The 22,873-nt window shown below is 70.5% G+C and carries 17 protein-coding genes and 2 pseudogenes; 8 read left to right on the forward strand and 11 right to left on the reverse strand.

Annotation, left to right across the window (positions count from 1 at the left end):
• Nucleotides 1–804 precede the first annotated feature (804 nt).
• Nucleotides 805–1,091: pseudogene (locus tag HDA41_RS41730) on the forward strand (alpha/beta fold hydrolase); the annotation flags it as partial.
• A gap of 1,035 nt (nucleotides 1,092–2,126) precedes the next feature.
• Here HDA41_RS41730 and HDA41_RS32345 read toward each other — a convergent pair.
• From HDA41_RS32345 to HDA41_RS42815, 8 genes and pseudogenes are all read right to left on the reverse strand, one after another.
• Entirely contained in the window at nucleotides 2,127–4,559 is a 2,433-nt protein-coding gene (locus tag HDA41_RS32345) for a glycoside hydrolase family 31 protein (protein WP_184990292.1), read from the reverse strand.
• Between the two features lie 45 nt (nucleotides 4,560–4,604).
• Nucleotides 4,605–5,432: a carbohydrate ABC transporter permease gene (locus HDA41_RS32350; RefSeq protein WP_184990294.1), complete on the reverse strand. Its 828-nt coding sequence runs from the start codon at nucleotides 5,430–5,432 to the stop codon at nucleotides 4,605–4,607.
• Nucleotides 5,429–6,349: a carbohydrate ABC transporter permease gene (locus tag HDA41_RS32355; RefSeq protein WP_184990296.1), complete on the reverse strand. Its 921-nt coding sequence runs from the start codon at nucleotides 6,347–6,349 to the stop codon at nucleotides 5,429–5,431. The genes HDA41_RS32350 and HDA41_RS32355 overlap by 4 nt, the downstream gene beginning before the upstream one ends.
• Nucleotides 6,346–7,584 carry an ABC transporter substrate-binding protein gene (locus tag HDA41_RS32360; protein WP_184990298.1) on the reverse strand — a complete coding sequence of 413 codons (1,239 nt, stop codon included), beginning with the start codon at nucleotides 7,582–7,584 and terminating at the stop codon, nucleotides 6,346–6,348. The genes HDA41_RS32355 and HDA41_RS32360 overlap by 4 nt, the downstream gene beginning before the upstream one ends.
• A 46-nt stretch (nucleotides 7,585–7,630) precedes the next feature.
• A complete protein-coding gene (locus HDA41_RS32365; protein WP_184990300.1) occupies nucleotides 7,631–8,659 on the reverse strand; it encodes a LacI family DNA-binding transcriptional regulator in 1,029 nt (342 codons plus the stop codon).
• A 2-nt stretch (nucleotides 8,660–8,661) separates the two neighbouring features.
• Complete coding sequence (locus HDA41_RS32370) at nucleotides 8,662–11,133, reverse strand: ATP-binding SpoIIE family protein phosphatase (protein ID WP_184990302.1); 2,472 nt, start codon at nucleotides 11,131–11,133, stop codon at nucleotides 8,662–8,664.
• A gap of 133 nt (nucleotides 11,134–11,266) precedes the next feature.
• Complete coding sequence (locus HDA41_RS32375; protein ID WP_230299543.1) at nucleotides 11,267–12,079, reverse strand: IS630 family transposase; 813 nt, start codon at nucleotides 12,077–12,079, stop codon at nucleotides 11,267–11,269.
• Between the two features lie 76 nt (nucleotides 12,080–12,155).
• Nucleotides 12,156–12,437 (reverse strand): annotated as a pseudogene (locus HDA41_RS42815) (hypothetical protein); the annotation flags it as partial.
• A 176-nt stretch (nucleotides 12,438–12,613) separates the two neighbouring features.
• Between HDA41_RS42815 and HDA41_RS32380 the strand changes: the two are divergent.
• From HDA41_RS32380 to HDA41_RS32400, 5 genes are all read left to right on the forward strand, one after another.
• The gene (locus HDA41_RS32380) at nucleotides 12,614–13,102 is read left to right on the forward strand and encodes a GNAT family N-acetyltransferase (RefSeq protein ID WP_184990304.1); all 489 of its coding nucleotides are present in this window, start codon (nucleotides 12,614–12,616) and stop codon (nucleotides 13,100–13,102) included.
• 636 nt (nucleotides 13,103–13,738) lie between these two features.
• A complete protein-coding gene (locus HDA41_RS41740) occupies nucleotides 13,739–13,876 on the forward strand; it encodes a hypothetical protein (RefSeq protein WP_230299559.1) in 138 nt (45 codons plus the stop codon).
• 108 nt (nucleotides 13,877–13,984) lie between these two features.
• Nucleotides 13,985–15,289 carry a bifunctional 3-oxoadipate enol-lactonase/4-carboxymuconolactone decarboxylase PcaDC gene (gene pcaDC, locus HDA41_RS32390; RefSeq protein ID WP_184990307.1) on the forward strand — a complete coding sequence of 435 codons (1,305 nt, stop codon included), beginning with the start codon at nucleotides 13,985–13,987 and terminating at the stop codon, nucleotides 15,287–15,289.
• Between the two features lie 37 nt (nucleotides 15,290–15,326).
• The gene (locus HDA41_RS32395) at nucleotides 15,327–15,962 is read left to right on the forward strand and encodes an MBL fold metallo-hydrolase (RefSeq protein WP_184990309.1); all 636 of its coding nucleotides are present in this window, start codon (nucleotides 15,327–15,329) and stop codon (nucleotides 15,960–15,962) included.
• Nucleotides 15,963–16,014: 52 nt separating this feature from the next.
• Complete coding sequence (locus HDA41_RS32400; RefSeq protein ID WP_184990311.1) at nucleotides 16,015–16,794, forward strand: exodeoxyribonuclease III; 780 nt, start codon at nucleotides 16,015–16,017, stop codon at nucleotides 16,792–16,794.
• A gap of 33 nt (nucleotides 16,795–16,827) precedes the next feature.
• Here HDA41_RS32400 and HDA41_RS32405 read toward each other — a convergent pair whose 3' ends face one another.
• The gene (locus HDA41_RS32405; RefSeq protein WP_184990313.1) at nucleotides 16,828–18,594 is read right to left on the reverse strand and encodes an SGNH/GDSL hydrolase family protein; all 1,767 of its coding nucleotides are present in this window, start codon (nucleotides 18,592–18,594) and stop codon (nucleotides 16,828–16,830) included.
• A 219-nt stretch (nucleotides 18,595–18,813) separates the two neighbouring features.
• On the opposite strand from HDA41_RS32405, the gene HDA41_RS32410 reads away from it, so the two are divergent.
• Together HDA41_RS32410 and HDA41_RS32415 are read left to right on the forward strand one after the other, a co-directional pair.
• Nucleotides 18,814–19,221 carry a DUF6278 family protein gene (locus tag HDA41_RS32410; RefSeq protein ID WP_184990315.1) on the forward strand — a complete coding sequence of 136 codons (408 nt, stop codon included), beginning with the start codon at nucleotides 18,814–18,816 and terminating at the stop codon, nucleotides 19,219–19,221.
• A 140-nt stretch (nucleotides 19,222–19,361) separates the two neighbouring features.
• Nucleotides 19,362–20,105 carry an amino acid ABC transporter ATP-binding protein gene (locus HDA41_RS32415; protein ID WP_184990317.1) on the forward strand — a complete coding sequence of 248 codons (744 nt, stop codon included), beginning with the start codon at nucleotides 19,362–19,364 and terminating at the stop codon, nucleotides 20,103–20,105.
• 223 nt (nucleotides 20,106–20,328) lie between these two features.
• On the opposite strand, the gene HDA41_RS32420 is transcribed toward HDA41_RS32415, so the two are convergent.
• Together HDA41_RS32420 and HDA41_RS32425 are read right to left on the reverse strand one after the other, a co-directional pair.
• Nucleotides 20,329–21,897: a CocE/NonD family hydrolase gene (locus tag HDA41_RS32420; protein ID WP_184990319.1), complete on the reverse strand. Its 1,569-nt coding sequence runs from the start codon at nucleotides 21,895–21,897 to the stop codon at nucleotides 20,329–20,331.
• Between the two features lie 116 nt (nucleotides 21,898–22,013).
• Nucleotides 22,014–22,772 carry a hypothetical protein gene (locus HDA41_RS32425; protein ID WP_184990321.1) on the reverse strand — a complete coding sequence of 253 codons (759 nt, stop codon included), beginning with the start codon at nucleotides 22,770–22,772 and terminating at the stop codon, nucleotides 22,014–22,016.
• Nucleotides 22,773–22,873 lie beyond the last annotated feature (101 nt).

The raw sequence follows: 22,873 nt of genomic DNA on the forward strand, positions 1-22,873 counted from the left end.
CAGCGACGTGGCCACCGCCCGCGCCTCAGGGGCGGCCATGGCACAGGATGTCGTCCGAAGCTGATGATGTACCGGGGCATGCTGGAGGCGTTGAGGTGGTCGAGGAGCGGCTGGAACGGTTACAGGGCGCCGCTCGACGGGGCGTTCTCCCTGGCCGACCGCGGGTTTCCGTCCTACGGCCAGTACGCGGCTGCCACCGCGACAGGTGCACAGCTGCTGCGGCGTGTGTCGTCCTCCTTCGCCCTGCCGGTCAACAAGCGGCTGAGCGAGGGCGTCTACTTGCCCGAACCGCACGGAGAGCGCCGCCGTGACCGCGTCACGGTACGCGTCATCGAGTGCAGCGTCAGTGGCGACGACAACGTCAGCGAGGTGTTCCGGCCGGGGGAGGTGCTCTTCATGAATGCCGTTGAAAACTCCGTCAGGACGGCCCTTTCCCAGTAGCTCACGAAGGCCCTGTACTTCCTCACCCGCACCATCGTGCTCCATACGCTGACACCCGATTCGGCCTGACTGATGACTTTTGGGGCCGGTGCAAACGATGCATGTAGTTGCCTACGCAAGCATCCCCTCGGCGGAAGGCGCCCAACCCGACAACATCAGGTTGGCTTGATCTTGGCCACAACCTTGCCCCGGAAGCGCGCGGATCAGGCGTTTCCTCTTCGCGAACCAGGGTGGATTGATCCTTGATGCACGACAAGTAATGATTTGCTGCGGCGTGATTTCGGGCAAAGAATTCCATGGGATTGCCGATCGAGCACCAAGGGATTACCGGCCGGCCGACCACGACGTCGTGCCCGAACTCACATGCCCTTCCCGGGCTGGGATCCCTTCGAGGGCGCCGCGGTCCCGGCCGCCTGGGGAGCCGTACGCCTGACCAACGAGCCGCCGCTTCGACGTCCCCGTTGTGGTCGTCCGCCCCGAGGATCACCGCCGGTGAGAGTCCTGAGTTCGCCCGCGCCACCCACCTTGAGTACGTGGACCTCGACTCGGGTCACTGGCCGATGGCCACCCGCCCCTGCGTGCTCGCCCGCGTCCTGGTGGAGGCCGCGAACTCTCGGCGGTGCCGGACCGGGCGGTCAGGCCACCGCTGACATCGGCCGACCGCCCCAGGGGACACGTTGCTTGGCCGCCCAGCGGCGGATGTCGGCGCCTCGTGGGCTGACAGGCTGTCCAGGATGACGCGGATCGGGGCGCCGTCCGGCGGGTTGCCCGGGTCGACTTCAGCGCGGCCAGGGTGTTCGCGGCGCCCCTCGGTCAGGTCTCCTACGAGGGAAAGACATAGCTTGTCCACCGTGTGGTGTTCAGGTTGCTGGTCGGTGAGATTCCGGCGAGCTTCCAGGTGCGTCATGCTGGTCCTTGGGGGCGGCACTTTACGCTTTGCTGCGACCCGGACGAAGCTTTGCGCCACAGGGACTGGGAGAGCGCGCGAGCCAGGAGGACGCACTGTCCCCGGCAAGAGCCGCCGGCTTCCCCCGCCGTGTGAGATTCCGTGATAGGTGAGAGGGTCTGAGGCGTGAGTGAGACACCGTCGAACACCCTGCAATACCGCTTTGACGGGCCGGAAAAGGCTCCCGTCCTGATCCTGGGTCCCTCACTGGGTACCACATGGCACAGGTTGTAGATGCCGTCTTTGGGCGTCCAGGCCAGTCCAAGGTGACCGTGTAAAGCCAGGTCAGAGTCTTCTGGCCCAGGGGAGTCGACCCAGCTGGTGACAAGTGTGTGATGGAGGCGTTCGACGAGAAGCCCCGCAGGTGTGGTCCGGCAGGGCTTTTGAGCGGGCGGGTTCTGCGTCTGTCATGGGCGTCCTTTCGCTGGGGTTCTCCTCTCCGAGTACGGAGGCTGGGACGCGGTGACAACAGGACTCCACGGTCGAGTCGCAGCGTGCGGCCCGGGAACTCTTTGTGATTGACTGCGGTGCACACCCTTCGCTTCTGCAAAGAGAATCGCCGCACCGCCGCCACGACACCGGCACTCCGTCTTGCCGCTGTGCCCCCCTGTGCTCGAAGGGCACGATCTGGAAGGGGGTTGGCCGGCCGTCACGCCGTGGCCGTCGACACTCGCTCGTCTCCGTTGCGTATGCGGGTCTTCCGTATGCGGGTCTGAAGAGCCCTCGATCGCATCCGGTGTCACCATTCGCCTCCGGGCCACAGGCCCACCTCGGTCGGTACGCCGTCCACCTCGGCCGTCAGGGCCCCGTGGGGAAAGCCCGGGAGGGCGACGCGCAGCCGCGGGCGGCCGGGGCCCTCCGTGCGGAGGGTCAGGCGGTTGTCGCTGGACAGGCGGGCGGTGATGACGGTCCGGTGGCCGTCCTCGTCGCACAGGACAGCCCGGGCCGTACGGGAGGGCTCGGCCTGGGGGCGGACCCAGACGGCGGTCACCTCCGGGAACGGGGCGCTGCCCGCGCGGTCGGCCGGAGCGGTGGTCAGCAACAGGCTGCCGGCCCGTAGCCAGAGCGGGGCGGTCGCGAGCGGGAGCTCCACCCGATGCCAGGCCGGACCGGTGACCGGTTCGCCGACCGGTGCGTTGCCCGGCTCGCCGCTCTTTCTCGCGCCCGGTTCGCCTCCCCGCCCCGCGTGCTGCTCTCCGGTCGGCTTTCCGGGCTGCTCTCCACCCGCGTACGGCAGCCACTCACCGGGCGGGAACCAGACCTGCCGTCGTCCGCCCGGCGCGTACAGCGGGGCGACCAGCAGGTCGGGGCCCAGCAGGTACTGGAGGTCGGCGGCATGGGCATCGGGGCGGTTCGGATGGTCCAGGGCCATGGGGCGGGCCAGCGGCTCGCCGGTGCGTACGGACTCCACCGCGGCCGCGTGGAGGTGGGGCAGCAGACTCATCCGCAGGCGGGCCGCGTGCAGCACTGCCGTGTACGCCTCCTCGCCGAAGTCCCAGGGCAGTCGGGAGGTCATGCCGTGGAAGCGGCTGAGCGGTGACAGCAGACCGAACTGGGCCCAGCGCACGAAGAGTTCGGCGTCCGGTGTGCCGTGGAAGCCGCCGATGTCGTGGCTCCAGAAGGGGTGGCCGGAGAGGGAGAGGGAGAGGCCGGCACGGAGGGTGGCGGCGAGGTCCGGCCAGTCGGCGTTGGGGTCGCCGGTCCACTTGGCGCCGTGGCGCTGGCCTCCGGTCCAGGTGGAGCGGCCCCAGGTCAGGCCGTGGTCCGCGGTGGCCTCTCGGGTGACCTCGGCGACCAGGTCGTTGTAGAGGAGGGGGTAGAGGTTGTGCAGGCGGTCACCGGTCATGCCGTTGTGGGCGACGGCGTCGGCGGGGACCGCCTCGCCGAAGTCGGTCTTGAGGACGCACGCCCCGCCGGCCATGGCCTGGCGGATGCGGTCCCCGAACCAGGCGACCGCACCGGGATGGGTGAGGTCCAGCAGGGCCGTGTCCGGATGCGCCCCACCCCACACCTGCCCGACCCATGTGGAGCCGGAGGCGGTGCGCAGGAACCATCCGTTGCGGTTCGCCTCCGCGTAGTGGGCACTGTTCACGCCGATGTGCGGGTTCATCCAGAGTGAGACGTGGAAGCCCTCCCCGGCCAGTGCCTCCACCAGCCCCCGGGGGTCGGGGAACGCCTCGGTGTCCCAGCTCATGTCGGACCAGGAGCCGTGCGGCTGCCAGTACGTGTCGATGTGCAGGACGTCGCAGGGGAAGCGGTGTTCGCGGATCCGGCGGGCGCGCGCACGGACGTCGGCCGCGCTGTCCTGGCGGAAGCCGCCGGAGATCCAGGGTCCGAAGGCCCATCTGGGAGGCAGCAGGGCGGGGGCGGTCAGGTCGCGGTAGGCGGCCAGGCATTCGGCGGGGGTGCCGCTGATCAGGCAGTAGTCGAGCACCTCGTCGGGGACGGTCATGGACCAGGCGCCGGTGTTGCTGTGCGCGAGGTCGAAGGTCGCCGCGGTCGTGGTGTCGACCAGGACGGCATAACCACGGCTGGAGAGCAGGAACGGGACCGCTTTGTAGGAGCGGGTGCCGGTGGAGCCGAGGGCGTCCTGGCCCCAGCACTCGACCCGCTGGCCGCGCAGGTCCGGGCCGGTGAAGCGTTCACCGAGGCCGTAGAAATGCTCGTCGGGTTCGGCGGTCCAGCTGTCGTGGTGGGCGAGGCTGCCGTCCGTGAGTTCGGTGACACCGAGCGGGAGAACGGTCAGGCGGCCGTTGGGGTCTCGTACGTCGGTGACCTGGCGCAGCGACCGGCCGTGGCGGTCGGTCAGTTCCATCGAGAACGGGGACAGGCGTACCTCCACGCTCAGGGCCCCGAGCCGCAGGGCCACCGCGTTCGGGGGCTGTTCGATGGTGCATCTGCCGTCGTGTGGCGCGGTGACGAGGGATGCCCGCGGCGCGGTCGGGACGTCGTCCATGCGCAGGGTGACGCGTACGGCCGTGCCCGTCGCGGGCCGCAGCCGGAGTGTGCCGGTGCGTCCGGCGGCGGTGCGTACGTCCAGGGTCGCGCCGCCGGCGCCTGCGCGGGCGACGGAGGCGCTGACGACCGGGTCGAGTGCGCCCGGCCCGGCGGGGACCAGGGGCGGTGGCGGGGCGACGTACGCCGTGTGGTCACGGGGATGCAGTGAGGACATGGCTTTCCCGGTCGTGAAGTCGGGTGTGGGTGGGCGCGCGCATCGTCAGCCCCTGACGCTGCCGACGGTGAGGCCGCCGACGATGAAGCGCTGGAAGAGCGCGAAGACGCAGACCACCGGAATGCTGATGAGGGTGGCGGTCGCCATCAGGGCTCCCCACGCCGTGCCGTGCCGGCCTACGAAGGCGTTGAGCAGGACGGTGACGGGCTGGACGCCGGGCTCCTCGGCGAGCGTGAGCCCGAAGAGGAACTCGCCCCAGCCGAGCAGGAAGGACAGCCCGGCCGTCGCGACCAGTCCCGGCACCGTGAGCGGCAGGACGACGCGCAGCACTACGCCGGGCAGCCCGCAGCCGTCGACCAGTGCGGCCTCCTCCAGTTCGGTGGAGACCGCGCGCAGCACCGGGCGCAGCACGATCACCGCGAAGGGGAGGGTGAGCGTGGTGTCGGCGGCGATCAGGCCCACGTACGTGTCGTCGAGACCGGCCCGGCGTTCGAGGATGAACAGCGGTGCGGCCAGCACGATCGCGGGCGGCAGCTGGGCGACGAGCAGGGCGAGCACCATGCTGCCCGAGCCCCGCATCCGTACCCGGGCGAGGGCGTAGGCGAGCGGGACACCGAGGAGCATGGTCAGCGCCACCACGCCGGTGGAGATCACCAGGCTGTTGAACAGGGCCCGGGTCAGGCCCTCGTAGCCCAGCGCCGTCGAGTAGTTCTCGCCGGTGACCGGGTAGGGGACCCACTGCGGGGTCGGTGCCAGGATCCGGTCCGGCGGCGTGAGGCTGGTCTTGGCCATCCAGTACACCGGCAGCAGGAAGGCCGCGGTGATCACGACGGCGGTCGCGGTGAGCAACCAGGGGTGGCGGGGTGGTTTCACGCGGCACCCCCTGTCGTTTCCTCGCGCCGCAGCCGTCGTACGTAGAAGACGCCCGCGAGCAGTGGTACGACGAGCAGCAGCAGGCCGGCGGCCGCCCCTTGCCCGAACCGGAAGAACCTGAAGAAGACCTCGTAGACGTAGAGGGAGAGCACGCGGGTGGAGTCGACAGGGCCCCCACCCGTCATCACGAAGACGGTGTCGAAGACCTTGAAGGTGTAGATGAGGCCGAGCAGCAGCACGGTGACGGAGACCGGCCGCATCAGCGGGAGGGTGATCCGGCGAAAGCGCTGCCAGGGTCCCGCGCCGTCGATGGCCGCGGCCTCGTACAGCTGGGGGTCGATGGTGTGCAGGCCCACCAGGAGCAGCAGCATGTTGAAGGGCACGCCGACCCAGATGTTGGCGAAGACGACTCCGGCGAGTGAGGTGGACGGGTCGGTGAGCCAGTCGTGGGAGAGGCTGCCCAGGCCCACCGCCTCCAGCAGGGCGTTGTAGGCGCCGGACTCCGCGTCGAGGAGCCAGCGGAAGAGGGTGCCGCTGACCACCGGGGGGAGCAGCCAGGCCACGAGGAGGAGGGAGCGCAGGAGGCCGCCCAGCGGGAACGGGCGGGCGAAGAGCAGGGCCAGGGCGAAGCCGATGGAGAACTGGAACACCAGCGATCCCAGGGTGAAGACCACCGAGAGACGTACGGAGTGCCAGAAGGCCGGATCGTCGAGCACGGCCCGGTAGTTGTCAAGGCCGTTGAACTGCCAGCTCCCGCCGAGCAGTTGGCTCAACCGCACGTCGTGGACGGACGTCCGGACGTTGTAGAACAGCGGGTAGGCCAGGAAGACGGCGAGGAAGGTCATCCCCGGAAGGCAGAACAGGTAGCCCGCGCGTCGGCGGCGGGAGGACGGCGGCCTGCTCCGGTGTGGCCTCATCGGCCGGACAGTGCTTTGTCGATCTTGGCGGCGGCGGTCCTCGCCGCCGCGGACGGGGACGCGGAACCGGTCAGCACGGCCTGCTCGGCCTCTGAGATGGCCTGCGAGGCGTCGGCGTAACCACGTCCGTATCGCCGTGGGCGGGCGAGGGGGAGCTGGCTGAGGAAGAGCCGCAGCGCCGGGTCGGACGCCCAGGCGCCCCGGTCGGCGAGGTCTTCGCGCGCGGGCAGGTTGCCGAACGACACCAGATACGGCACCAGCACCGACGGGCGCTGGGTGTACTCCAGGACCTCCCATGCCTTGTCCAGGTTCTCGCTCTGCGCCATCAGGACCCAGTTCTCCCCGCCCAGGCAGGTGGCGGCTTCCTGGTCGCGGGGCAGGGCGACGACGCCCCAGTCGAAGTCCGCCTGCTTCAGGGTGGGGATCTGCCAGGGCCCGTTGATCTGCAGGGCGGCGCGCTGGTTCATGAACCGCGTGTTGACGTCCTGCTGGGTCCAGCCCAGGCAACTCTCCGACAGCGAGCCCTTGGCGATCAGGTCGTGGAGGAAGGACAGCGCCGTCGCGCCGTCGGTGGCGAAGGTGTCCAGGTCGCCGCCCGCCTGCCACAGGAACGGCAGGAACTGGAAGACGCCTTCCTCGGACTTGATCGCGCTCAGTGCCAGGCCGAACCGGCCCCCGCTGGTCAGCCGCTCGGCCGCGGAGGCCAGCTCGTCCCAGGTGGTGGGGGGTTCCACTCCGGCGGACTCGAGCATCCGGGTGTTGTAGTAGAGGGCGAGGCAGTTGCTGTTGTTGGGGATCCCCAGGACCTTCCCGCCGATCCGGCAGCTGTCCCAGGGGCCTTCGTAGTACTGGTCGGCCTGGCCCCACGCCTCGACCCTGCCGGTGAGGTCGGCCAGCAGATCGCTGCCCCCCAGGGTGTTCATGGCGACGTTGTCCACGATGGCGATGTCGGGCCGCTCGCCGGAGATCGCGCCCAGGGTGATCTGCCGGTCGAGCTCCGCGAACGGGAAGGTCCGCCGCTGGATCCGGACGTTCGGGACGCCGGCCTCGACATCCCTGATGAGGCGGTTCATCCCGGGCTGGAAGTTGTCCAGGGTGAAGTAGTCCCACCAGGTGAGGGTGGCCGTTTCCGACTCGTCGGAGCCGCAGGAGGCCAGCGCCCCGCCAAGACCGAGGGCAGCCGCCCCCGCGCCCGCGGCACGCAGGAGGCCGCGGCGGTCGACCGTGTAGGACATGGGCTGCTCCCAAAGGATCGTGATCGAGGGTCCAGGAAGGGACGTATCAGAAATCCAGGTCAAAATCCGGAAACTCCGGCTCGGGTTCCGAACCGGGCACCGGTCGGCAGCGGCCTGTGCTGGCGCGCAGGGTGATCAGGGGTTTCATCAGGACGCGCCGGGGATCCGAGCCGGGTGAGCGCAACCGCTCCACCATCAGGTCGACGGCCACCCGGCTCATTTCCTTGGCGGGTATGTCGGCGGCGGTCAGCGGCGGGCTCACCTGTTCGGCCCAGGGGCTCGCCGCCACACCGACGACCGAGAAGTCGCGTGGCACGCTGCGGCCGTGCCGGGTCAGCCCGCGGTAGAGGCCCTCCAGGGCCGCCTCGTTCTGGGTGACCAGGGAGGTGGTCGCCGGATCGTCCCGCAGGATCCGCTCCACGACCTCCTGCCCCGAGACGATGTCGTCGTCGCAGAGGTACGCACGGGGGGTGAGCCCCAGTTTCGTCATCGCCTCGGTGTAGCCCTCGTCGCCGAGCCGCGCGAACCCGTATCCGCTGTCGAAGAGCCGCTCCGACCGGTTGACGAAGGCGATCCTGCGGTGGCCCAGGTCGGCGAGGTGCTGGACGCAGGCACTCGCCAGACCCGCGAAGTCGAGATCGACCCAGCCGGCCGCGTCAGCCCGGGGATTGCGGCCGATGGCGACGAACGGGAAGCCCACCTCGGCCAGATGGCCGACCCGGTTGTCCTCCCGGCGGACCTCCATGACGATCACGCCGTCGACGCGTGGCACGCCCGCGCCCGGCCGCTCCCCCTCTTCCCGCCCCTCGCCGCCCGTCCGCCACGGGCCGTCCGGCCACCGCCCCTCACCCACCATCCGCCGGAACGAAGGGTCGTCGTCCGTGTCCGCCGGGGAGAGCAACAGGTCGTAGCCGTAGCCGGCGGCGGCCTCGGCCACCCCGCCGATGAAGGCGAGTTGCATCGTCGTGTAGACGCGATTCCGGTCGGCCGGCGGGTAGAGCAGCCCCAGCGTGTGGGTCCGGCCGCCGGTGTCTGCGGGCCGCTGCGGCGTCGGAACGCCCGGGTGCTCTGCCATGGTCAGCTGGCCGGGAGGGGTTGTTCGGCCCAGATGGTCTTGCCCGTGGTGGTCTGGCGGGTGCCCCAGCCCTGGGTGAGCTGGGCGACCATGTGCAGCCCCCGCCCGCCCTCGTCGTAGGTGCGGGCACGGCGCAGGTGCGGGGCGGTGCTGCTGGCGTCGGACACCTCACAGATCAGGGTCCGGTCCCGGATCAGCCGCAGTCCGATCGGTACGTCCCCGTAGCGGATGGCGTTGGTGACGAGCTCGCTCACCACCAGCTCGGTGACGAACGCCGCGTCCTCCAGCCCCCAGGCCGCGAGCTGACGGCTGGTCTGGGCCCGGGCGTCGGCCACGATCGCCGGATCGGCGGGCAGGGCCCAGGCGGCGACCTGGTCGGCGTGCAGGGCTCGGGTGCGCGCCAGGAGGAGGGCCACGTCGTCGGGTGGGCTGTCGGGCAACAGGGCCTTGAGGATGGCGTCGCAGGTGACCTCCAGCGAGGGAACAGGGTGGGCCAGGGCGTCGCACAGCCGATCCAGGCCGAGGCTGACGTCTCGATCGCGTGCCTCGATCAGGCCGTCCGTGTAGAAGGCCAGCAGACTGCCCTCGGGCAGTTCCAGCTCGGTGGACTCGAAGGGCAGACCGCCGACTCCCAGCAGCGGGCCGGGAGTCAGCTGGATCACGCTGACCGCGCCGTCGGGGAGCAGGACGGCGGGCGGCAGGTGGCCGGCACTGGCGAGGGTGCAGACACGGGAGACCGGGTCGTAGACGGCGTAGAGGCAGGTCGCCCCGATCTCACCGGTGGTGTCCCGCAGGCCGGTCTCGACGCCGGAGTCGTCCGACGTGAGGTGGATGACCAGGTCGTCGAGGTGGGTGAGGAGCTCATCGGGCGGCAGATCCACGTCGGCGAGGGTGCGCACCGCGGTGCGCAGCTGCCCCATGGTGGCGGAGGCGTGGATGCCGTGCCCCACCACGTCGCCGACGACCAGGGCCACCCGGGTGCCCGACAGGGGGATGACGTCGAACCAGTCGCCGCCCACTCCCACGCCCGTACCGGCCGGCAGATATCGGTACGCCACCTCGACGGCCGCCTGCCTGGGGAGATCACGGGGCAGCAGACTGCGCTGGAGGGTGAGCGCGTTGGTGCGCTCTCGGGTGTAACGGCGCGCGTTGTCCACGCCCACGGCCGCCCGGCCGGCGAGTTCTTCGGCGAGCAGCAAATCGTCCTGCTCGAAGGGCTCGGAGCCCTCTCCGCGCACGAAGACCGCCACCCCGAGGGTGATGCCCCGGGCCCGCAGCGGGGTGGCCATAAGCGAGTGGAGCCCGAACTCCCGGACCCGGGTGCTCCTCATCCGGTGCTCGGTGACCCACCGGACGAAGTCGGGGTCGTCGATGCCGCTGAGTACGGATTGCCCGCTGCTCAGGGAGCGGGCAGGGGGTGAGTACGGGGGATAGGTGTCGACCTCTCCGAGGTCGACTGCGGCCTCGGGCGTGTCGCCGCCGGCGGTGACGGACTGGTGCGCGACCCGGCGGAGCACCACGGCCGCGTCGACGGGCCCGGGGACCGGTTCCTCTCCGAGCAGCACGGAGTCCAGCAGGTCCACGCTGACGAAGTCGGCGAGCCGCGGAACGACCAGATCGGCGAGCTCCTCGGCGGTCCGTGTGACGTTCAGGGTCGTACCGATCCGGGTGCCGGCCTCCTTCAGCAGGGCAAGTCGCTGGCGGGCGGAGCGCTGCTCACTGCTGTCGAACGTCGCGGTGCCGACGCCGACCACCTCACCAGTGGCGGGATCGCGGACCGGCCACAGCTCGATGATCCAGGCACGCTGGCGAGCCGAGGGCTGAGCCCGGCCGAAGCGCTCGTAGCGCATCGACCGGGCTTCCTCGGCGACCAGGCGGACGCACTCCAGGAACCCCTTGTCGGCGCAGGCGTCGCCCAGGGGAGCGGAATCCGGCGACGGATTGTCCTCGGCCACCTGCCTGCCGTCGGTCGCCCGCGTCTCCTCGCCCGCGGCCGTCGGGACCTCCTGCTCACCGCCCTCCGCGGCCGCGTTCAACTGCCATGAGCCCGAGGCGGTGGCATACGTGGACAGCGGGATCGACGACTGGGCGAACGCCCACTCCACCATCCTCAGATCGTGCTCCGACTCGCGACCCGTGGTGGCGGTCACTACGAAACCCTGGGGGGTACCGTCGCCGCCCAGCGACGGATGGGCGTGCAGGGTCAGCTCGACGAGGTGGCCGTCGCGGTGCCGCAGTGCCGCCGTGCCGCTCCATTCCTGGGAGCCCGCCAGGGAGAGCCCGGCCGCGTCGGGGGGCTCCGGACCGGCGAGGAGTCCGGCCGCCGCGCGTCCGACGATCTCCCCGGCACGGTGGCCCAGCAGTCGCCGAGCGCCCTCGCTCCACCCTGTGAGCACGCCCTCCAGGCTGATGGTGGCTGTCGCAGCACCCGGTGACCACCCGTAGTAACCATGAGACTGATCATAAGTGGCCATTCCTGCCCAATTCGCGCCGGTGGTGTCACTCACAGTCCAGCGTGCGCGCCACGGGAGAATCCGACAAATCGGATGGGCCGAGGTGGCGGAGCCCGGGAGCACCCGGGTGCGTCGCCCGTCGTGAGGATCGGCGTCAAAGGCGGGCCCGGGACCAGGATCCGTCCCCTCGGCACTCGATGATGTCCACCGCCAGCCCGCCCCGGGCCGATTCCTTGTACTTCGTGGACAAGAGTGCGCCAGCGACCAGCTGGCAGTAGCGGCAGATCCGGTCGATGATCTGGTCAGCGGTCTTGGCCCATTTGAAAGGCCGGGCGTTGTCATTCCAGTTCTTGATCCAGTCCTCGAGCGCGCCCTTGAGTTCGTCGAGCGAGCAGAACACGCCGCGTTCGAAGCAGCGCCGCTCCAGTTCGGCGAACCACCGCTCGACCTGATTGATCCACGACGAGTACGTGGGTGTGAAGTGCAGCTGGAACCGGGGGTGCGCGAGCAGCCACTCGTGCACCGCCGGCGCCTTGTGGGCGCAGAGGTTGTCGCAGATCACGTGGACCACTGGGCCGTGCTCGGTCTGGCGGTCGATCTCGTCGAGGAAGTCACGGAAGTCGACCGCCCGGTGCTGGGATGACAGCTTCCCGATCACCTTCCCCGTGGCGGTGTTCAGCGCCGCGAACAGGTCGATGGTGCCGTGCCGGACGTAGTCGAAGCTGCGCCGCTCCGGCGTGCCGGGCACCATCGGCAGCACCGGCGCTGTCCGTTCCAGGGCCTGGATCTGCGACTTCTCGTCCACCGCGAACACCACCGCGTTCGCCGGCGGCGCCAGATAGGCCACCACGTCCCGGATCTTGTCGATCAGCAGCGGATCCGGGGAGATCTTGAAGTTCTCCGTGCGCCACGGCCGCAGCCCGAATGCCCGCCAGATCCGCAGCACACTGGTCGGCGAGATACCCACCCGCCTGGCCAGCTTCCAAGGTGCGCACCACCACTTGTGCCACCTGGGCATCGGTGACGGTGCGTGGCACACCCGGGCGCGGCTCGTCGCTCAGACCGTCGAGCCGGTCACGCAGGAACCGGGCCCGCCACCGGGCCACCGTCTTGCGGTCGGTCTCCAGCCGACCCTGCAGTCCTACAGTGACGGCCGCATCGGCCGCTGGATCGAGCTGGAGGAATCCACCGACGGCGGCCACGGCAACGTGCGGGGTGGCTTGGCCGGCCAGCCGCAGTGCGTCGACGCACAGCGCGATGCTGCGGACCCGGGCGCGCTGAAGGCTGTCGCTGCGGCAGGCCCAGCAGAAGCAGCCGTCGACCACTCCGTTCTCCGGCTCCTCCGCGGCGGTTCAGGCGTCCAGTTGCTGCTGGCGGACGACGCGGCAGTGCCGTGGTCGATCGGGGCCTGGGCCAGTGGTCCCCGGGAGCGGTGCAGGAACGCCTGCCCGAGCAGCCGACCCGCCGCACGAAGGGCTCTCCGGTGCGAAATACTCTCCCGATGAGTTCACGCACTTCCCCGATCTGCCGGCCGATCACGATACGGAGGGCCGTCGCGCGGGATGCCAAACGGCTCACGCGGCTCGTGCGTGGCTCAGGTGCCTACGCGGGTAAGTACGCAGCCGCAGTCGCGGGCTACCGGGTCGGTCCTGATTACATCGAGACCCACCGCGCCTTCGTAGCCGTCGGCGCCGACGAGCCCGGAGGCCAGGTCCTCGGGTTCTACTCCCTCGTCCTCGCTCCACCGGAGCTCGACCTGCTGTTCGTCGCTGACGAAGCGCAAGGACGGGGTATTGGACGACTGCTCGTCGCGCACATGCAGTCCGAGGCCCGTGCCGCCGGGCTCGACCGTGTCAAGGTCGTGTCGCATGTTCCCGCCGAGGACTTCTACCACCGCGTCGGTGCAGTGCGGACCGGGACCGCGCTCGCGAACCCGCCCGCCGTGCCGTGGGACCGTCCCGAATTCGAGTTTCGCATTCCTTCGGAATGACGCGGTGCCGGTGCAGGGCACCGGCTTCGCCTGCATGGTGGCCGGCATGCAGGACCGCTGGACGCCGCGCGCTCCGTGTGTGCCGTCGCCTCTGCCCTGGCGGGGTGATCGCCTGCGCCGGCGGCCTCCCCTCCCCGGCGATTCCCTCGCCTCAGGCACTCCCAGGACCATCGAAATCGCGTACACCTCGGCTCGCTCCACACACGATCGAGGCCGGACGCGTGAATACGTAGTTCACACAACCCTGATCTGCAAGACGAAGTGGCCACAGTCCACCGTCAGCGCTGTAGGGGGTGATGTCTTGCCAGCGCAGCCATCAGCGCAAGTGGAAGTAGTCACAGACCTTGCCCCGTGGAGGTTGGCCGACCGGCGTCGGTACCGCCCGCGGGGGAGCGGATCGGCGGGAGGCTCCGGACAGGGGCATCAGAGCCTGACTGTCGTGGGTGTCGGCCAGGTCCGACTTGGCGTTCGGGTCGTCGTAGCCGTCGACGATGGCGATGGTCCTGCCGGAGCCGCTGGCGGAGGCGGCAGAGGTCAGGCCGTAGGCCGACTGCAGGTCGCTGGGGCCTAGCCGGTGGGGGAGTCCGCGGCGGCGTTCGGCCGGACGGTCTGGGTTGCGATGCCCTTCTTCGCCGCATGCTCTTCCGCGACGGCGAAGTCGGCGAGGGCGATGAGGACGCCGTGGCCCAAGCCACCCGCATCCCCCCTAGCCTGCTGGCCCAGCGCATCGAGCAGCTCACCGGGCAGATCGATGAGCTGAAAATCAGCGCCTGACCCGGCTCGTCGAACGCCACGCCCCGCAACTGCTCACGCCGGTGGGCATCGGCCCGCCAGCGTCCCCCCGTTATAGGGGCGTCCGTGATACGTGAGAGGGTCTGAGGCGTGAGTGAGACACCGTCGAACACCCTGCAATACCGCTTTGACGGGCCGGAAGAGGCTCCCGTCCTGATCTTGGGTCCCTCACTGGGTACCACATGGCACATGTGGGACCGCCAGATCCCCGAGCTGATCAAGCAGTGGCGCGTCTTCCGCTTCGATATGCCCGGACACGGCGGCGCTCCCGCGTACCCGGTGGGCTCGGTCACGGACCTCACCACACGGCTGCTGACCACCCTCGAAGCGCTCGGCGTGCAGCGCTTCGGCTACGCGGGCTGCGCCCTCGGCGGCGCGGTCGGCATCGAGCTGGCCCTGCGCCACCCCGAGCGGCTCGCCTCCCTCGCGCTGATCGCCGCCTCGCCCCGCTTCGGCACGGCCGACGAGTTCCGGCAGAGAGGGGTGATCGTCCGGACGAACGGGCTCGACCCCATCGCCCGCACGGCCCCCGACCGCTGGTTCACCGGCGGGTTCGCCGCCGCGCAGCCCGCGATCACCGAGTGGGCCGTGCAGATGGTGCGCACCACCGACCCCGGCTGCTACATCGCCGCCTGCGAGGCGCTCGCCTCGTTCGACGTCCGGGCCGAGCTCGGACGCGTGGGCGTGCCGACCCTGGTCCTCGTCGGATCGGACGACCAGGTCACCGGCCCCGCCGAGGCCCGCACCCTGGTCGCCGGCATCCCGGACGCCCGCCTCGCCGTCGTGCCCGGCGCCTCCCATCTGGTTCCGGTGGAGCAGCCCGCGGCCGTCACCGACCTGCTGGTGCGGCACTTCTCCACCGCATGGCAGCCCGTCTTCGAGACCTCCACCGGCCAGACCGCCCTGCCCGCGGCCGCCGTCAAGCCGGTCCTGTCCGCCGCCCCCTCCCAGCCGGTCCAGACCGGGCCCGTCGCCGAGATCGCCCCGGTCGTACCACAGCAGCCCCAGGGACGGCCCGATCCCTACGACGCCGGGCTCAAGGTCCGCCGCGAAGTGCTGGGCGACGCGCACGTCGACCGGGCGCTGGCGCAGGCCGACGAGTTCTCCGGGGACTTCCAGGAGTTGATCACCCGCTACGCCTGGGGTGAGATCTGGGACCGCCCCGGCCTCGACCGGCGCACCCGCAGCTGCGTCACACTCACCGCCCTGGTCGCCGGCGGCCACCTGGACGAGCTGGCCTTCCACACCAGAGCGGCGCTGCGCAACGGACTCACCCCGGGCGAGATCAAGGAAGTGCTGCTCCAGGCGGCCGTCTACTGCGGGGTCCCGGCGGCGAACAGCGCGTTCAAGGTCGCCCAGCAGGTCATCCGCGAGGAGACCACGCCCCAGGAGTGAGTGAGTCCGCGGGGGAGCGCGGAGGCAGGATGGAATCATGAAGCTCACGAAGAAGTCGCACTCCTGCGTCCGCCTCGAGAAGGACGGCCGCACCCTCGTCCTCGACCCCGGCGGGTTCAGCGAGGAGGACGCCGCGCTCGGCGCGGACGCGATCCTCGTCACCCACGAGCACCCCGACCACTTCGACGAGTTCCGGCTGCGCGCCGCGATGGAGGACAACCCGGCCGCTCGGATCTGGACCCTGAAGTCCGTCGCCGAGAAGATCTCCTCGGCGTTCCCCGGCCGCGTGCACACCGTCGGCCACGGCGACACCTTCACCGCCGCCGGCTTCGAGGTCCAGGTCCACGGCGAGCTCCACGCGGTGATCCACCCGGACATCCCGAGGATCACCAACGTCGGCTTCCTCGTCGACGGCGGCAAGGTCTTCCACCCCGGCGACGCCTTCACCGTTCCCGGCCACCGGGTCGAGACGCTGATGCTCCCGGTGATGGCCCCCTGGAGCAAGATCTCGGAGGTGATCGACTACGTCCGCGAGGTCAGGCCGCAGCGCGCCTACGACATCCACGACGCCTACCTCACCGATCTCGCCCGCCCGATCTACGACCGCCAGATCGGGCAGCTCGGCGGCTCGGAGCACCTGCGGCTGACATCTGGGGACTCCGCCGAGGTCTGAGGCTCCAGGGCACCGGGCCGCGTTGTCAGACCCGCCGGGTAGGTTGTGGGACATGCGCATCGCGACCTGGAACGTGAACTCGATCACCGCCCGCCTGCCGAGGCTCCTGGCCTGGCTGGAGAGCAGCGGCACGGACGTGCTGTGCCTCCAGGAGGCCAAGGTCGCCGAGGACCAGTTCCCGACGGAGCAGCTGCGCGAGCTGGGCTACGAGGCGGCGGTCCACGCGACCGGCCGGTGGAACGGCGTGGCGGTGCTCTCCCGCGTCGGCATCGAGGACGTCGTCAAGGGCCTGCCCGGCGACCCCGGTTTCGACGGCTCGGTGGAGCCCCGCGCCATCTCGGCGACGTGCGGCCCGCTCCGCGTCTGGTCGGTCTACGTGCCGAACGGCCGTGAGGTGGACCACCCCCACTACGCCTACAAGCTCCAGTGGTTCGAGGCCCTCAAGGCCGCGGTCGCCGGAGACGCGTCCGGCAGCCGCCCCTTCGCGGTGATGGGTGACTACAACGTGGCGCCGACGGACGACGACGTCTACGACCGCGCGGCCTTCGAGGGCTCCACCCACGTCACCCCGGCCGAGCGCGCCGCCCTCGCCTCCCTGCGCGAGGCGGGCCTGTCCGACGTGGTCCCGCGGCCCCTGAAGTACGAGCAGCCGTTCACGTACTGGGACTACCGCCAGCTGTGCTTCCCCAAGAACCGCGGCATGCGCATCGACCTGGTGTACGCCAACCAGCCGTTCACGAAGGCGGTCAAGGACGCGTACGTGGACCGCGAGGAGCGCAAGGGCAAGGGCGCGTCGGACCACGCGCCGGTCGTGGTGGACCTCGACGTCTAGGAACTGTCTGCGCCGGGATCCGAACGACACCCCCTAGGACCGGAGCAGCCGCAGGTCGACCGAGTCCGCCAGGGCCGCCAGCCCGGCGTCGCCCGGGTGCAGATGATCCCCGCTGTCGTAGGCGGGCAGGATCCGGGACGGCCGCTGCGGGTCCCGAACCACCGCGTCGAAGTCGAGCACGCCGTCGAAGACCCCGCCGCCGCGGATCCACGCGTTCACCGCGACCCGCTCGGCGTCGACGGCGGCCGTGCAGCGTGCCTCGCCCTCGCACGGCAGGATCGTCGCCGCGAGCATCCTGACGCCCCGGGCGTGCCCGCGTGCCGCCAGCTCCCGCAGCCCCGCGATCACCTGCTCCGCCGAGGTGCCCCCGCGCACGTCGTTGACGCCTTCGAAGACGACCGCCGTCCGGGCCGACGGCTGGGCGAGAACGTCCCGGTCGAACCGGTGCAGGGCGCTCACCCCGGCCGCGTCCGTGGACACCCCGTCGCCGGGATACCGGTCGGTGACCACGCGGTTGCCCGAGATGCCCTGGTTCAGTACGCCGTAGCGCGGGACCGTGGTCTGCTTCAGCAGCCGGCCGGCCAGCACGTCCGGCCACCGCCGGTTCGCGTCCACCGTGGACTTGTCGCCGTCGGTGATGGAGTCCCCGAGCAGCACGACGGACCCGGGGCCGCCGCTCACGTCGACCCCGGCGAGCAGCGGCCAGCTGGTGATCACCGATGTGTACGCGTCCGCGGAGCCGTCCGCCGCGTGGTCGCCCGGCCCGCTGACGTACGACCGCTGCTGCGCGAGCCGGTGCACGGGCGCCGCCGCCACCGTGCCGGGCAGGTGGAAGCTCACCAGCAGGTTGGCGCCCGCCGGGACGGCGAAGCCCAGCGGATCGCTGTACGCCTGCGCCCCGGCCGGGATCTCCACGTCCCCCGCGCCGCCGAAGGACAGCGGCACCGGCGTCCCGCGTGCCGCCGCGCCCGACGCCTGCACGGCGACCGTCGCGCTGCCGATCCGTACCGGCGCCGCCGCGAAGGTGTTGTCGAACCGCACCCGCACCCGGGGCCCGCCGGCCGACGTGTGCACCACGAGCCGCAGGGTCCGGTCCGTCCAGGGCCCGACCGGGGTGTAGCCGGAGGTGGACGTCGTCCAGCTGCCCGTCCAGCCCCGCGTCGCGGTCCGGACCGACACCGCGAAGACGTGCAGCCCGGCCGCGCGCGGCAGCCGGACCGAGGCGACCGGGCGTCCCGGTGCCAGCGGCACCGTCACGACGTACAGGCGGGCTCGCTCGGCGAGTTGCCCGCCGGGCGTGTTGATGTGCGGCAGGGCCACCGCCTTCGTGGCGAGCGGCCCGGTGCGCCAGTCGGGCGCGCTCAGCCGGTACCCGGAGCGGGTGCCGTTCGCGTACGTGATCACGCCCGGGCCGCCCACCTCGGCGCCGGACGTGCCCGCCACCAGGAAGGCGAGGGCGTCCCCACGCCCCGTGACGTGAACGTCCTGGCCGGCCGCGCGGACGTTGTCCGGCTCGCCGGGCTGCCGCCGCGGCCAGGTCAGCCGGGCCCCCTGGACGGTGAGTCCGCGGCCGGGCGTCCAGCCCGCGGAGTTGAGGTCCCGCGCCGACAGGGAGGCACCGGCACCGTCGAAGTCGGCCTGCCCGGGCCGGTCGTCGTCGCTGACGGCGACGTTGTCGAACAGCCGCTCAAGCGGCACCGGCGCGGCCCGCCGCTCCTCGACGGCCTGCGCCGGGACCGCCGGCGCCAGAGACCCGCACAGGGCCAGAACGACCAGGATCCCCCGGACACATCGGCGCACGGCCGACTCCTCCCGCTCATCGACACACGACGCACCAAAACGAAACGCACGGACGGGACAGAAGACGCGACGAAAGCCGAGGCGTACGACGCACGGTGAAACTAGGGAGACACCAGGGACCCGTCAACGAGCCGTGCGCGAACTCGGCGTGAACTCGTCAGGAATCGGCAGCCCGCGCGCCTGTGGTGCGTACGGCGGTACGAATGACACGCTGGGCGTATGAACATCCCTTTCCTGGGCAACCGGCGCCGGAAGCTCGGGGTTCCCGATCCGGCAGGCATCGCGGAACTCCTCGCGGAGTGTGAACTGCTGCGCTCCCAGGCGTCCCGGGCGGGTGTCCGGCTGGACGACTCGGCGGCCTCGCTGGAGGCGCTGGACCAGCTCGTACCACTCTGGCGGGACGACGAGGAGACCCTGACCTGGCTCGGCAACGACGCCGGGCTCTACCTGGGCACGGTCATCGTGCGCACCGTTCCGGGAGCCGCCTGGGAGATCCGGTCCGACGGGCAGCCCGTCGTGCGGCTCACCTCCGGCCGGGAGTTCGACGTCGTGGAGTCCGGCCACGAGTGGGCCGCGAACGGGGTGCCCGAGCTGTCCCAGCTGTACGCGGAAGTCGCGGAGTCGTGAGTCCCATGGCCACAACCTTTGGCCCAAAGTTCGCCGTAAATACGGCTAATGATCGAAAAGTGCGTGTCGCCCGACAAGTCCGATCTTGCCTGGATACGTTGCGGCAACCACCACACAGCTGAGAGTGAGTAGGGCTGAGCATGGCCGTCGATCCGCTGATCGAGCTGCGTGACGTCAACAAGCACTTCGGGGAGCTGCATGTCCTCCAGGACATCAACCTCACCGTCGGCAGGGGGGAGGTGGTCGTGGTCATCGGCCCGTCGGGGTCGGGAAAGTCCACCCTGTGCCGGGCGATCAACCGTCTGGAGACCATCGAGTCCGGACAGATCATCCTCGACGGGCAGCCGCTGCCGGAGGAGGGCAAGCCCCTCGCGCGGCTGCGCGCCGACGTCGGGATGGTGTTCCAGGCGTTCAATCTCTTCGCCCACAAGACCGTCCTTCAGAACCTCTCCCTGGGGCAGGTCAAGGTGCGCGGGCGCAAGAAGGAGGACGCCGACAAGCGCTCCCGTGAACTGCTCGACCGGGTTGGCGTCGCCGACCAGGCGGACAAGTATCCGGCGCAGCTCTCCGGCGGCCAGCAGCAGCGCGTGGCCATCGCCCGCGCCCTGGCCATGGAGCCCAAGGCGATGCTCTTCGACGAGCCGACCTCGGCCCTGGACCCGGAGATGATCAACGAGGTGCTGGAGGTCATGAGGCAACTGGCCCGTGACGGCATGACCATGATCGTCGTCACGCACGAGATGGGCTTCGCCCGCTCGGCCGCCAACCGCGTCGTCTTCATGGCCGACGGCCGGATCGTCGAGGACCGCACCCCCGACGAGTTCTTCATCAACCCCACCAGCGACCGCGCCAAGGACTTCCTCTCCAAGATCCTCAAGCACTGAACGGGCGGGCACCGGACGGCTCATCGCATCGGACCTCGACTACGATGTGCCCTTCATCCCTGTCGGAGAGGGGGACTTCGCCGAATTCCGCCGATCCCGCCCGGGATGAGCAGACCGCCCGCCCGGTCCGCGGGCCACTCCCACCGGGTACGGCCCCCACGGCCCTGGCGGCCACGGGGGTGGCGGTTCACATCGGCCATGCCCGTCCGGCAGCAGCCGGAGATCACTGCTCGCGCAGCGGAACCGACACGTACGACGGGTCGTTCGCCGGCGAGGAGAAGGTCAGCTGCGCGCCGGACGGGTTGTGCTCGATGTACAGCGGGTCGACCGTGTCGACGACCAGGGCGAGGCGATGCCCGGCCGGGACGTCGTAGGCCGTGGAGTACAGCTCCAGGTCGACGCCGAACGGCTTTCCGGGGGTTCGCCCGTGGAAGGTGTACGGCGCGCCTGTGACCAGCTTGCCGAGGCCGAGCGGCCCCACGTCGTACAGGTAGGCGACGAGGGTGCCGCTCTCCTTGGTCGGGGTGACGGTCGTATGCAACTCGGCCGTGCCGCGCACCTGCTGGGTCGTGGCGTACTTCTCCGACTGCCACACGGCGGCCCAGCGGCGCGGCAGCAGCGGGATCGAGGCGACCGGGGGCAGCTGGGCCATCTGGTCGAGGATGTTCGACAGGAAGACGACTCCGCCGTCGGCCCCCGAGTTCACGTTGGTACGGATCGTGGTCGTGCCCGCGAGGACGATCTTCCGGTGCGTCGCGGCGACCGACTTCCAGTCGGGGTAGCCCTCGTAGCCGCCGGTGGAGCGGGACTTGAGCTGGACGGGCTGCTCCCGGTCGATGCCGTTGTCCTCGCCTCTGAGGTAGTGGTCGAACCAGCGCTCGGTGTCCTTCCACACGTCGTTGGGCAGCCCGAACAGGCCGGTCAGCTCGGCGGTGGCGTGGTCGCCGGGGCGCATTTCCAGCCGCTTCGGGCCGGTCAGCTTCTCGTAGAAGTCGGCGTACTGGTTGGGCGGGAAGACCGTGTCGCCCCAGGCGTTGGCGAGCATGATCGCCGCGCCGTTCCTGTTGATCTGGTCGACGTAGGTCGCAGCGGAACGTTTCTTCCCCCAGGCGATGAGCTCCGGCTCCTTCGCCAGGTTGGAGGCGTAGAAGTCGTCGAAGACCTGCCGGAGTTCGGCGCTCTGCCGGCCCGTGACCAGGCTGGCGCCGTCCAGCAGGGCGGCCGCCTGGATGTGCTGGGTGCGCCCGGAGTAGATCGAGCCGATCAGGTCGGCCCAGCCGCTCAGCGAGGCGACCGCGCGGACCCGTTTGTCGTGCGCGGCGGTGAGCAGGCTGATGCCGGCACCGTAGGAGACGCCCGCCATGCCGATGTGCCCGGCGTCCGAGGGGGTGTGGGCGAGCGCCCAGTCGATGACCTTCGAGGCGTCGGCTGTGTCGGGCGGGCCCGCGACTTCTATCTCGCCGCCCGACTGCCAGAAGCCACGCACGTTGTAGGTGACGACCACGTACCCCGAATCGGCGAGCTTCTGAGCCTGGGCCAGGTACTCGACCTGGGGCAGACCCCAGCTCGTGGGCATGACGAGCAGGGGGTAGCGGCGCGTGCCGTCGGCGTCGGCCGGGGTGACGACGTTGGCCTTGAGGACGGTGCCGCCGTCGCCGGTGATGTCGACGAACCGGATCGGGTGGGGCGCCGCCTGTGCGGTGGGGGTGAGTCCAAGGGCCGTGCCGGCGACCAGAGTCGCCGAGACGGCGCCTACGGCGGTGGTGCGCAGAGCCCTGCGGTGGTGTCCCACGGGTCACTCCTCACTCGTGTCAGTGCAAAGTGACCCGACGGTAACCTTGTCCTCTTACCATCGGTAACCCGTCGGTAAGTTACGTGGCAGTAACGATTGTTGAGAGGTGGAGGACTTCAGGAGGCCCGGTGGGAGCTACGTGGAGCCGGGGACTCCGGCAGGGGGCTCTGTGCCGCCCGGGTCACGTCCCCGACCAGCTCGACCACGTCCGGGCCGTACGCCTGCGAGTTGATCACCTTCAGCAGCAGGACGAAGGAGCCGCTGCCGTGCTTGCGGGCCAGCCGCTCGTGGTGGCGGGCGAGGTAGCGGGTGGCCGCCTGGTTGGTGATGGCGCGCTGGCCGCAGAAGAGGAACACGGGACGCGCCTCGCGGCGGTCGCCGGCGGTGAGCCGGGCCAGCAGGGCGTACTCCGTGATGCCCGGGTCCATGCGGTAACGCTCGCCGCCGATCTGGAAGGCGCCCCGGTCCGGACCCGGTTCGGGGTCGATGTTGACGCGCACCCCGGGGAGCATGGCCGCTATGTGGGCCATCATGCGCCGGTTCGACCCCGGGCCGCCCACGCAGAACTCCGTGCGCTCGCCGAAGCCCTGATGGGCCGTGTCCTGGGTGACCACGTGGACGTGCGCCCCGCAGTCCTTGATCAGCGCGGAGAGCTCCAGGAGCGCGAACACGTCGAAGCGGTGCACTGCCGGTTCGGTGGCGGCGGGATCGCGGTTGACGACGAGCAGTGACTCGGAGTTCTCGGGCAGCCCCAAAAAGGCCTGCTTGCGCCGGAGTTTCCGCTTCCACACGGAGGTGCGGGCCACCCAGCCGAGCGCGGCGCTGATACCCGCCGCGACCACCCCCAGGACGATGTTGCGCACGTCGTCATTCATGGGCGCGCATGGTAGCGGGCGCGACGCACCGGTGCTCGACGCATTCCTGACGCGGCCATGGCGATGAATTAAGCTGCGCGGACGGCCTTTTACTGGAGGTG

The sequence above is a fragment of the Streptomyces caelestis genome, from assembly GCF_014205255.1.
GTDB classification, from domain to species: domain Bacteria; phylum Actinomycetota; class Actinomycetes; order Streptomycetales; family Streptomycetaceae; genus Streptomyces; species Streptomyces caelestis.

Bases quoted from the DNA above. Each gene is read 5' to 3' on its own strand.
- HDA41_RS32425 (WP_184990321.1), bottom strand. From the start codon at position 22,772: ATGAATGACGACGTGCGCAACATCGTCCTGGGGGTGGTCGCGGCGGGT.
- HDA41_RS41740 (WP_230299559.1), top strand. From the start codon at position 13,739: ATGCTCTTCCGCGACGGCGAAGTCGGCGAGGGCGATGAGGACGCCGTG.
- HDA41_RS32370 (WP_184990302.1), bottom strand. From the start codon at position 11,133: ATGGCCACTTATGATCAGTCTCATGGTTACTACGGGTGGTCACCGGGT.
- HDA41_RS32345 (WP_184990292.1), bottom strand. From the start codon at position 4,559: ATGTCCTCACTGCATCCCCGTGACCACACGGCGTACGTCGCCCCGCCA.
- HDA41_RS32415 (WP_184990317.1), top strand. From the start codon at position 19,362: ATGGCCGTCGATCCGCTGATCGAGCTGCGTGACGTCAACAAGCACTTC.
- HDA41_RS32395 (WP_184990309.1), top strand. From the start codon at position 15,327: ATGAAGCTCACGAAGAAGTCGCACTCCTGCGTCCGCCTCGAGAAGGAC.
- HDA41_RS32400 (WP_184990311.1), top strand. From the start codon at position 16,015: ATGCGCATCGCGACCTGGAACGTGAACTCGATCACCGCCCGCCTGCCG.
- HDA41_RS32355 (WP_184990296.1), bottom strand. From the start codon at position 6,349: ATGAGGCCACACCGGAGCAGGCCGCCGTCCTCCCGCCGCCGACGCGCG.
- HDA41_RS32410 (WP_184990315.1), top strand. From the start codon at position 18,814: ATGAACATCCCTTTCCTGGGCAACCGGCGCCGGAAGCTCGGGGTTCCC.
- HDA41_RS32380 (WP_184990304.1), top strand. From the start codon at position 12,614: ATGAGTTCACGCACTTCCCCGATCTGCCGGCCGATCACGATACGGAGG.
- HDA41_RS32360 (WP_184990298.1), bottom strand. From the start codon at position 7,584: ATGTCCTACACGGTCGACCGCCGCGGCCTCCTGCGTGCCGCGGGCGCG.
- HDA41_RS32365 (WP_184990300.1), bottom strand. From the start codon at position 8,659: ATGGCAGAGCACCCGGGCGTTCCGACGCCGCAGCGGCCCGCAGACACC.